This is a genomic window from Burkholderia sp. AU31652 (genome assembly GCF_002223155.1).
Classification (GTDB): domain Bacteria; phylum Pseudomonadota; class Gammaproteobacteria; order Burkholderiales; family Burkholderiaceae; genus Burkholderia.
This window is the reverse complement of the sequence record NZ_NKFG01000006.1, coordinates 397,703-405,238: the sequence shown is the minus strand read 5'-3', so window position 1 is coordinate 405,238 and position 7,536 is coordinate 397,703. Positions and strand designations below refer to the sequence as shown.

At 65.6% G+C, this 7,536-nt stretch carries 8 protein-coding genes; 5 read left to right on the top strand and 3 right to left on the bottom strand.

The window, feature by feature from the left end; translation table 11 throughout:
- Positions 1-583 precede the first annotated feature (583 nt).
- Positions 584-943 (top strand): arsenate reductase (glutaredoxin), encoded by a 360-nt coding sequence (gene arsC, locus CFB40_RS31970; RefSeq protein WP_089428722.1) that lies wholly within the window; start codon positions 584-586, stop codon positions 941-943.
- Positions 944-1,077: 134 nt separating this feature from the next.
- Here the strand turns inward: arsC and CFB40_RS31965 are convergent, their stop codons facing one another.
- Both CFB40_RS31965 and CFB40_RS31960 read right to left on the bottom strand, forming a co-directional pair.
- A complete protein-coding gene (locus CFB40_RS31965) occupies positions 1,078-1,299 on the bottom strand; it encodes a zf-HC2 domain-containing protein (RefSeq protein WP_089428723.1) in 222 nt (73 codons plus the stop codon).
- Positions 1,277-1,876, bottom strand: a complete 600-nt coding sequence (locus CFB40_RS31960; RefSeq protein ID WP_089433548.1) for an RNA polymerase factor sigma-70 — start codon at positions 1,874-1,876, stop codon at positions 1,277-1,279. Before CFB40_RS31960 ends, CFB40_RS31965 begins: the two co-directional genes overlap by 23 nt.
- 368 nt (positions 1,877-2,244) lie before the next feature.
- Between CFB40_RS31960 and CFB40_RS31955 the strand changes: the two genes are divergently transcribed.
- On the top strand, positions 2,245-2,799 hold the full coding sequence (locus CFB40_RS31955) for an NADPH-dependent FMN reductase (protein ID WP_011353625.1): 555 nt from the start codon (positions 2,245-2,247) through the stop codon (positions 2,797-2,799).
- Positions 2,800-2,851: 52 nt separating this feature from the next.
- Here the strand turns inward: CFB40_RS31955 and CFB40_RS31950 are convergent, their stop codons facing one another.
- Entirely contained in the window at positions 2,852-5,110 is a 2,259-nt protein-coding gene (locus CFB40_RS31950; protein WP_089428724.1) for a hybrid sensor histidine kinase/response regulator, read from the bottom strand.
- Between the two features lie 473 nt (positions 5,111-5,583).
- Here CFB40_RS31950 and CFB40_RS31945 point away from each other — a divergent pair, with 473 nt between their 5' ends.
- From CFB40_RS31945 to CFB40_RS31935, 3 genes are read left to right on the top strand one after another with little or no spacing between them, the layout of a single operon-like run.
- Positions 5,584-5,952 carry a response regulator gene (locus tag CFB40_RS31945; RefSeq protein ID WP_039344648.1) on the top strand — a complete coding sequence of 123 codons (369 nt, stop codon included), beginning with the start codon at positions 5,584-5,586 and terminating at the stop codon, positions 5,950-5,952.
- Positions 5,945-6,571, top strand: coding sequence for a chemotaxis protein CheC (locus CFB40_RS31940; RefSeq protein WP_039344650.1), 627 nt, complete (start codon positions 5,945-5,947; stop codon positions 6,569-6,571). The genes CFB40_RS31945 and CFB40_RS31940 overlap by 8 nt, the downstream gene beginning before the upstream one ends.
- On the top strand, positions 6,568-7,506 hold the full coding sequence (locus CFB40_RS31935; protein ID WP_089428725.1) for a GGDEF domain-containing protein: 939 nt from the start codon (positions 6,568-6,570) through the stop codon (positions 7,504-7,506). The genes CFB40_RS31940 and CFB40_RS31935 overlap by 4 nt, the downstream gene beginning before the upstream one ends.
- The last annotated feature ends 30 nt before the right edge of the window (positions 7,507-7,536 follow it).

Sequence of the window (7,536 nt, the reverse complement as noted above, 5' to 3'; positions counted from 1 at the left end):
CAGGCATCACACCGAGCAGGCATCACACCGAGCAGGCATCACACCGAGCAGGCATCACACCGAGCAGGCATCACACCGAGCAGGCATCACACCGAGCAGGCATCACACCGAGCAGGCATCACACCGAAGCAGGCATCACACCGAAGCAGGCATCACACCGAAGCAGGCATCACACCGAAGCAGGCATCACACCGAAGCGCCGAAGCGTCTGTATTCACCGCGCCGCGAATCGCGAGGTTCCCGCGCCCGGCAATCGCCCGCTTTATGCGCATAAACCAACCGGCCTGCGGCGCCATCGGCTACACCCTTTGCAGACCGAACCCCATCGTATTGTTCAGGCGCGCGGACCTCTGATCGCCACATCCCGCGATAGAGTCTCGCGCGCCTTTATGCGCATAAACCCACCAATTCATTGAAGCGCGTCCCGACCAGCACTCCCCTTTCGCGATCCATCGCACCGCATCATCCGTCGGCCTCTACGAAGCAGCGAATCCGCGCCCGATCTCCCGATTACTCGTCGCCTGCCCCACCAAGCCCCCAATACAGACTGGCTACAATACAGGGCTCTACCCTTCAGGCCTGAATGATGATCACGATCTACCACAACCCCCGATGCTCGAAATCGCGCGAGACGCTTGCGTTGGTCGAGTCGCTGAATACCACCGGTGCGCCGTTGAATGTCGTCGAGTACCTGAAGACGCCGCCGACGGTCGAGGAACTGGAAGCGCTGCATCGGCAGCTTGGCCGCCCGGTTCGCGACATGCTTCGCGACGGTGAAGAGCCGTACAAGGCGCTGAATCTGGCCCGCGCCGACCTGACCGATGCGGAAGCCTACGCGGCGATCGCCGCTCATCCGATTCTGCTGCAGCGCCCCATCGTCGTTTACCGCGGCAAGGCCGCCATCGGCCGGCCGCCCGAATCGGTGCAGGCGCTGTTCGAATAATTCTTGCCCGCCGTATTTTTCTGATTGCGTCAGCCCAGCGCAAGCATTAGCACGAGCATCGGCAATTGAAGCCAGCTCGATCACCGGACAGCATGCGCCCCCGGCTCTGAAGATCGCCGTCAAGCGATCCGGGCCTAGCCTTCCCCGGACGAAGCACCGTCGTCATCCGGGGCAGGCCCCCGCCCCGCCGCCGCTTTCGCGGCCGTCCGCAGCAGCGCGATCTGCCCGCGATAGGCTCTGCAGCCACTGCAGGTCGGCAGGTGTATGCGCACCTGCAGGCGCTCATGCAGGGTCAGATGCCGGTCTAGCGCATCCGACAGCAGTCGCGTCACGTCAGTACATTTCCCCGGCAGCATCTTCGGTCGTCAATCCTTGTTCGCTCAGGCAGGTTCGCAGGCGCGTGCGCGCCCGGTAAAGCAGCACGCTGCAATGATTCGTCGTCAGCGTCAATTCGCTGCAGATGTCCGTCATTTCGAAGTCGAGGAATTCGCGCATCATGAACACGCGCCCGATCTGCTCCGGCAGGTGATCGAGGCAGGCCTCGAACAGCGTCCAGAACTGCTGCTGCTGCAACAGCGTTTCGGGGCGTGGCCACGGTCGCGGCTTCGCATGCGCGGCCCAGTGCCCGTTTTCCTTGAACAACTCGCGATCGAGTACCGATTCGCCGTCGAGCTCGGCATCGAGCGCGGACAGGCTCACCGTCCGCTGCCGCGCGCGCAGCACGTCGATCAGCTTGTTGCGCAGGATGCCGAACAGCCAGGTCTTGTGCGCCGACAGCCCGGCGAAATCGCCCGCATGCGACCACGCGGCGGTGAGTGCTTCCTGCACGGCGTCTTCGGCCGCATCGGCATCACGGAGCTGGAGCCGCGCGAAGCGCAGCAGGTCGCGCCGCAGTTGCGCGAGATAAACGGGATCGTCGTAGGCGGACGGCATGGATGGGTTGCAAGTGTCTCGAAGCGATCGCGCGTGCGCCACTGGGCACGCACATCGCAGTGCGAGCAGCTTACTGGGCGCGGTGCCGGCCTGCAATGCATGTTCCGTCACGAATTCACGAAACCGGCCGGCGCGCTGCGCTATGCTTGCCGAACCCTGTGTCGCGGGTCGGCAACGACTCGCGGTAGGCAATCTGTAATGTCAGAGCATAACGGCCGAGTTATCCACAATTTCTGTGGAAAACCTTGTGGAAAGTCGGCCGGACGGCCCCGTGGGGCGGTTCGCGGGCTGGCTTGCCTATAAACAGACCTTTGTCGCCCGTTCGGAAGCAATCGATCCGATTCCTCACTCACCGGAAGGAGAATGCCATGTCCTATCGCATCGCTGTGGTCGTCGGCAGCCTGCGTCGCGCTTCGTGGAACCGCGCGCTCGCACACGCCGTGATCTCGCTCGCCCCCGCCGATTTCTCGTTCGAGTTCGTCGAGATCGGCGAGCTGCCGCTGTATAGCCAGGACTACGACGCGGATTTCCCGGAAGTCGCGAAGCGCTTCAAGCAGTCGATCGAGGCCGCCGACGCGCTGCTGTTCTTCACGCCCGAGTACAACCGCTCGATCCCGGGCGTGCTGAAGAATGCGCTGGACTGGGGCTCGCGCCCTTGGGGTTCCAACTCGTGGTCGGGCAAGCCGGGTGCCGTGCTCGGCACGTCGCCGGGTGCGACGGGCACCGCGCTCGCACAGCAGCACCTGCGCAACGTGCTCGCGTATCTCGACGTGAAGACGCTCGGGCAGCCCGAGATGTTCATCAAGCACGATCCGGCGCGCATCGACGACCAGGGCCAGATCGTCAGCGAGGACACCCGCAAGTTCCTGCAGGGCTTCGTCGATCGCTACACGGGCTGGGTGCGCTTGCTGAAGTCGGCCTGAGCGCCCCACCCGATCACGCCGCCGGCACCGGCGCGGGCCCGCACGCAGCGGGTCACGTGCCGGCGTGCCGCGCGTGTCGTGCATCGCGCGCTTCACGGATGCCCAGCAGGATCTCGTCGAGCAGCGCGATGTCGAACGGCTTCGACAGCACGCGGACGTTGACGGTGCGCGTGCGGTCGAGCTCCTCCGCGTAACCCGTGACGAGTATCACGGGCAGTTTCTCCGGCCGTTGTTCGACCGCTTCGGCGAGGTCGATGCCGTTCAGGCGGCCCGGCATGTGGATATCCGAAATCACGAGATCGAACGCGTCGTTCGCGGCCGCGCCTTCGATCAGGCGCAACGCGTCGTCGGCGGTGGGCGCGTAGGTCACGCGGTGCCCGAGCAGCGACAGCAGCGCTTCGGTGCCGGCCGCGACTTCGCCGTTGTCCTCGACGAGCAGCACGTGCAGCCCGGCGAGCGCTGCCGCTCCCGTTTCGTGCACGACCGCCGGCGGCCGCGCGACGACATCCTCGACGCGTGCGCGCGGCAGATAGAGGCGCACCGACGTGCCGGCGCCGACCGCGCTGTCGATCGTCGCGAGGCCGCCCGAGCGTTCGCAGAACGCGAACACCTGCGGCAGGCCGAGCCCCGTCCCCATCCCCTGCGCCTTCGTCGTGAACAGCGGCTCGAACGCGCGCGCGAGCACGTCGGGCGCCATGCCCGAACCCGTGTCGTCGAGCGAGATCTGCACGAAATCGCCGGTGAGCGGAAAACCGTCCTCGCGACGCAGCGTCACGTTGCGCGCGCCGACGGTGAAGCGGCCGCCGGTCGTCATCGCGTCGCGCGCGTTGACCGCGAGATTGATCACCGCGAGCTCGAGCTCCGCGACGTCGACGCGGATCGGCCAGACACCCGGCTCGATCGCGACGACCAGCGACGATTTCGAACCGAGCGATGTCTTCAGCAGTTCGCGGCACGTGCCGACCCATTGCCCGACGTCGATCGTCTCGTTGTGCAGCGGCTGCTTGCGCGCGACACCGAGGAGCTGGCGCGTGAGCGACTGCCCGTTCTTCAGCGCGCGTTCGATCGCGCCGAGTTCCTTGTCGAGATGCTGGACCCCGCGCCGCCGCGCGATCTGCACGTTGCTCGAGATGATCATCAGCAGGTTGTTGAAGTCGTGCGCGACGCTGCCGACGAGATTGCCGAGCGCCTGCATCTTGCGCGACTGCCGGTATGCCGATTCGATCGAGCGCCGCATCGACGCTTCGGCCTGCCAGCGGTCCCACGCCTCCTCTTCCGCCTTCAGCCGCTTGAGCGACAGCCAGATCACGGACCACAGCGCAATCGACGGCGCGAACATCGAGATGAACAGCACGCTCAGGTGTTCGTACCATTCATGCCAGATCGCCGACGTGCGGTACGAGCACGTCACGTAGACGGGATAGCTGCCGACCTGGCGATACGCGACGATCTCGCTGCTCGCGCCGTCGTGGCGCACGCGCACGACGCCGGCGCGCGGATCGTTGCGCGCGTCGCCGAACGTGACGGCGCGATCGGTGTGCGCGAGTGCCGGCGGCGGCGGATACGACGCGATCACCGCGCCGTCCGAGCGCGCGAGCGCCATCGTCATCGGCGTGCTCGCTCCGCCGAGCAGGTCGCGGTAGAACGCGTTGAAATACGACGACTTCAGCGCGATCGACACCATCCCGGCGAACGAACCGTCGCTATGGCGCCGCGCGACGCCCGTGTTGAACACGGGAATGTTCTCGAGCTTGAGCGGCCCCATCATCAGCCGCGAGATGTGTTCGATGACCTTGCCGTCGCGGATGCCGGCGAAGTCGTCGCGGTTCGCGATCGACGCATAGGGCGCCGGATAGTAGAGGCTGTTCGCGAGCAGCATCCCGCTCGCGCCGAAGATCGACACGGCGGCCACCTGCGGATAGCCGCCGCCGATCGTGTTCAGCGCTTCGTGGATGTCGGACTCCCGGTTGCGCACGGTCGCGTCGTCCATGTCCTGCACGAGATCGACGATGCGGGCATCGAGCGTCTCGCTCAGGTCGAACACCTTGAGCGCGTGCTCCTCGGCCACCCGCACCGTGCGCATCGTCACGTCGCTCGCGGCGGCCTCGCGCGTCTTCAGGTCGTTGTACGCCATCACCACCACGTAGATGCACGGCAGCACGATCGCCGCGACGAGCAGCACGATCAGCGTCATGCGACGCACCGCGAAATCGTGCTCGGGCGCACCGGACGCATAGTTGCCGTCGTCCTGCCAGTCGTCGGCGGGTGGGGAGGCGGGAGCGTGGGAATCGGCGGGCCGGTCGGACATCATCGAGGAAGCGGGTGAGGCGGAGGTGCCTGCCATCATAAACGAGTTGTGACGGCCCGCCGCACGGCTCCGGACGCCAGCCATGCTGTCGATTTCGACAGGGGGAAATTGTCAGATTGAAAACGCGACGAATCCGGCAGCGCAAACGTACACAAGGAAAAATTTTGCGTACTTATCTCGAAAATGGTCGTGGCTGTTTTCGGAATGGCGCGTGTTCGGATCAATTCTGTTCGAAATGCTGAAAATGGCGAGTTGCATCGCCTCCGGTTTACTCAGAGAATCGCGCCTTGCTTTCCCTATGACAGATATATGCGCCCGCCGGTGTTCGCCGCGCGGTGCGTCGCGCGCACTCCGCGTCGCGGCGCCCGCGCGCGGCCGCCAGACGGTTGCCCGCACACCCGAACGCATGGCGCCTAAAGAAGTGCGCCGCGCGGTCGTTAACGCGAGAGAGACCATTCCGTATACCGCATCGCCCCATGCCTTTGCCGATTGTAATTGCCGACGATTCGCTGCTCGCTCGCAAACTTCTGACAAAGGCGCTGCCGGGAGGCTGGGACGTCGAAGTCGCGTATGCCGCGAATGGTCGAGAGGCCTTGGCGCTCTATCGTGACGGCAAAGCTTCCGTAATGTTTCTGGACCTGACGATGCCCGACATGAGCGGATATCAGGTCCTGGAGACACTGCGCCACGAAGATCTGAACACGTTCGTGATCGTGGTATCCGCCGATATTCAGCCGCAGGCGCAAGCACGCGTGCGCGAATTGGGCGCGATCGCATTCGTAGCCAAGCCCGTGACGTCGGAGGCATTGCTGCCCATTCTCAAGGAGTATGGGTTGTATGCCTGACTCGGTGTTCACGGCGGAGCAACGCGACGCGTTGCAGGAGATCGCCAACCTCGCAATGGGCCGCGCCGCCGCGCGGCTCGCGTTGTTGCTCGGGCACTTCATCGAGCTGTCGGTGCCGCGCGTGCGGGTCGTGAAAGCGACCGACGCGGGCGACGCGCTGCGCGAGATGACGGGTATTCACGACAACGTGACCGCCGTGCGCCAGGGTTTTCGTTCCGACATCAAGGGCGAGGCGATCGTGTTGTGCCGCACCGCGAGCATCGCGCGGCTCATGTCGGTCGTCGACCGCACGTTCGGCGATGGCGTGTACGGCGGGATGGCGACACCCGACGAAGTCGTGTTCGACGTCGCGAACGTGCTGATGGGTGCGTGCGTCGCGTCGATCCTCGACGAGCTCGGCCGCAAGCCCGTGTTCTTTCCGCCGGGGCTGCTCGGCGCGAACGTGTCGTTCGACGACGTATTCCAGCCGACCGAGCTGGCATGGAGCGTGGCATTGCTGCTGGAAGTGAACTTCGGGCTCGAGGACCACGCGTTCCGGGCCCACTTCGTGATGCTGATGGCCGAGGATTCGATCCGGCTGATGGGCGACGCGCTCGACGCGTTGCTGTCCGCGCTATGACGGCCGCCACCTCGTCGCTGAGCGACCTCGTGATCGAGCGGGTGGGCTTCGGCCTGTTCGTGCTCGACCGCGCGATGAACGTGCTGATGTGGAATCGCTTCATGCAGGACCACAGCGGCATCCCGGCCGCGGACGTGATCGGCCGCAACCTGTTCGACTGCTTTCCCGACCTGCCGCGCGCGTGGCTGTCGCGCAAGCTCGAGAGCGTGTTCCAGCTCGGCAGCTTCGCGTTCAGCTCGTGGGAGCAGCGGCCCTACCTGTTCCGCTTCGAGCACGACCGGCCGATCACGGGTGGCGTCGACTACATGCAGCAGGACTGTACGTTCATGCCGCTCACGCGCGGCCGCGACGTCGAAGCCGTGTGCGTGACGATCTCGGACGTCACGCATGTGAGCGTGATGCAGCGCGAGCGAGAGGAAGCGGTCGCGAAGCTGCGCGAGCACGCGAATCGCGACGGCCTGACCGGCATCGCGAACCGGCGCTTCTTCGAGGCGCGGCTCAGCGACGAATTCGCGCGCTGGCAGCGCTATGGCGGCGACATGTCGGTGCTGCTGTTCGACCTCGACCACTTCAAGACGATCAACGACCGCTTCGGGCATGCGGCCGGCGATGCCGTGCTGCGCGAGACGGCGCGGCGCGTCGCGTCGATCGTGCGCGCGCAGGATACGTTCGGCCGCTTCGGCGGCGAGGAATTCGCGCTGCTGCTGCCGTGCACGAATCTCGACGAGGCGATGCTCGTGGCCGACAAGGTGCGCGATGCGATCGGCAGCGTGCCGGTCGATGCCGAGGGGGTCAGCGTGCCGGTGACGGCGAGCGTCGGCGGCGCGTGTGCGAAGGCGGGCGCGCCGACCAGCGACGTGCTCGTCAACGAGGCCGACGCCGCGCTCTATCGCGCGAAGCGGCTCGGGCGCGACCGGTCGGTCGCGTATGCATAGATAGCGTATCCGCCCCGCCGTGCGCGGAGC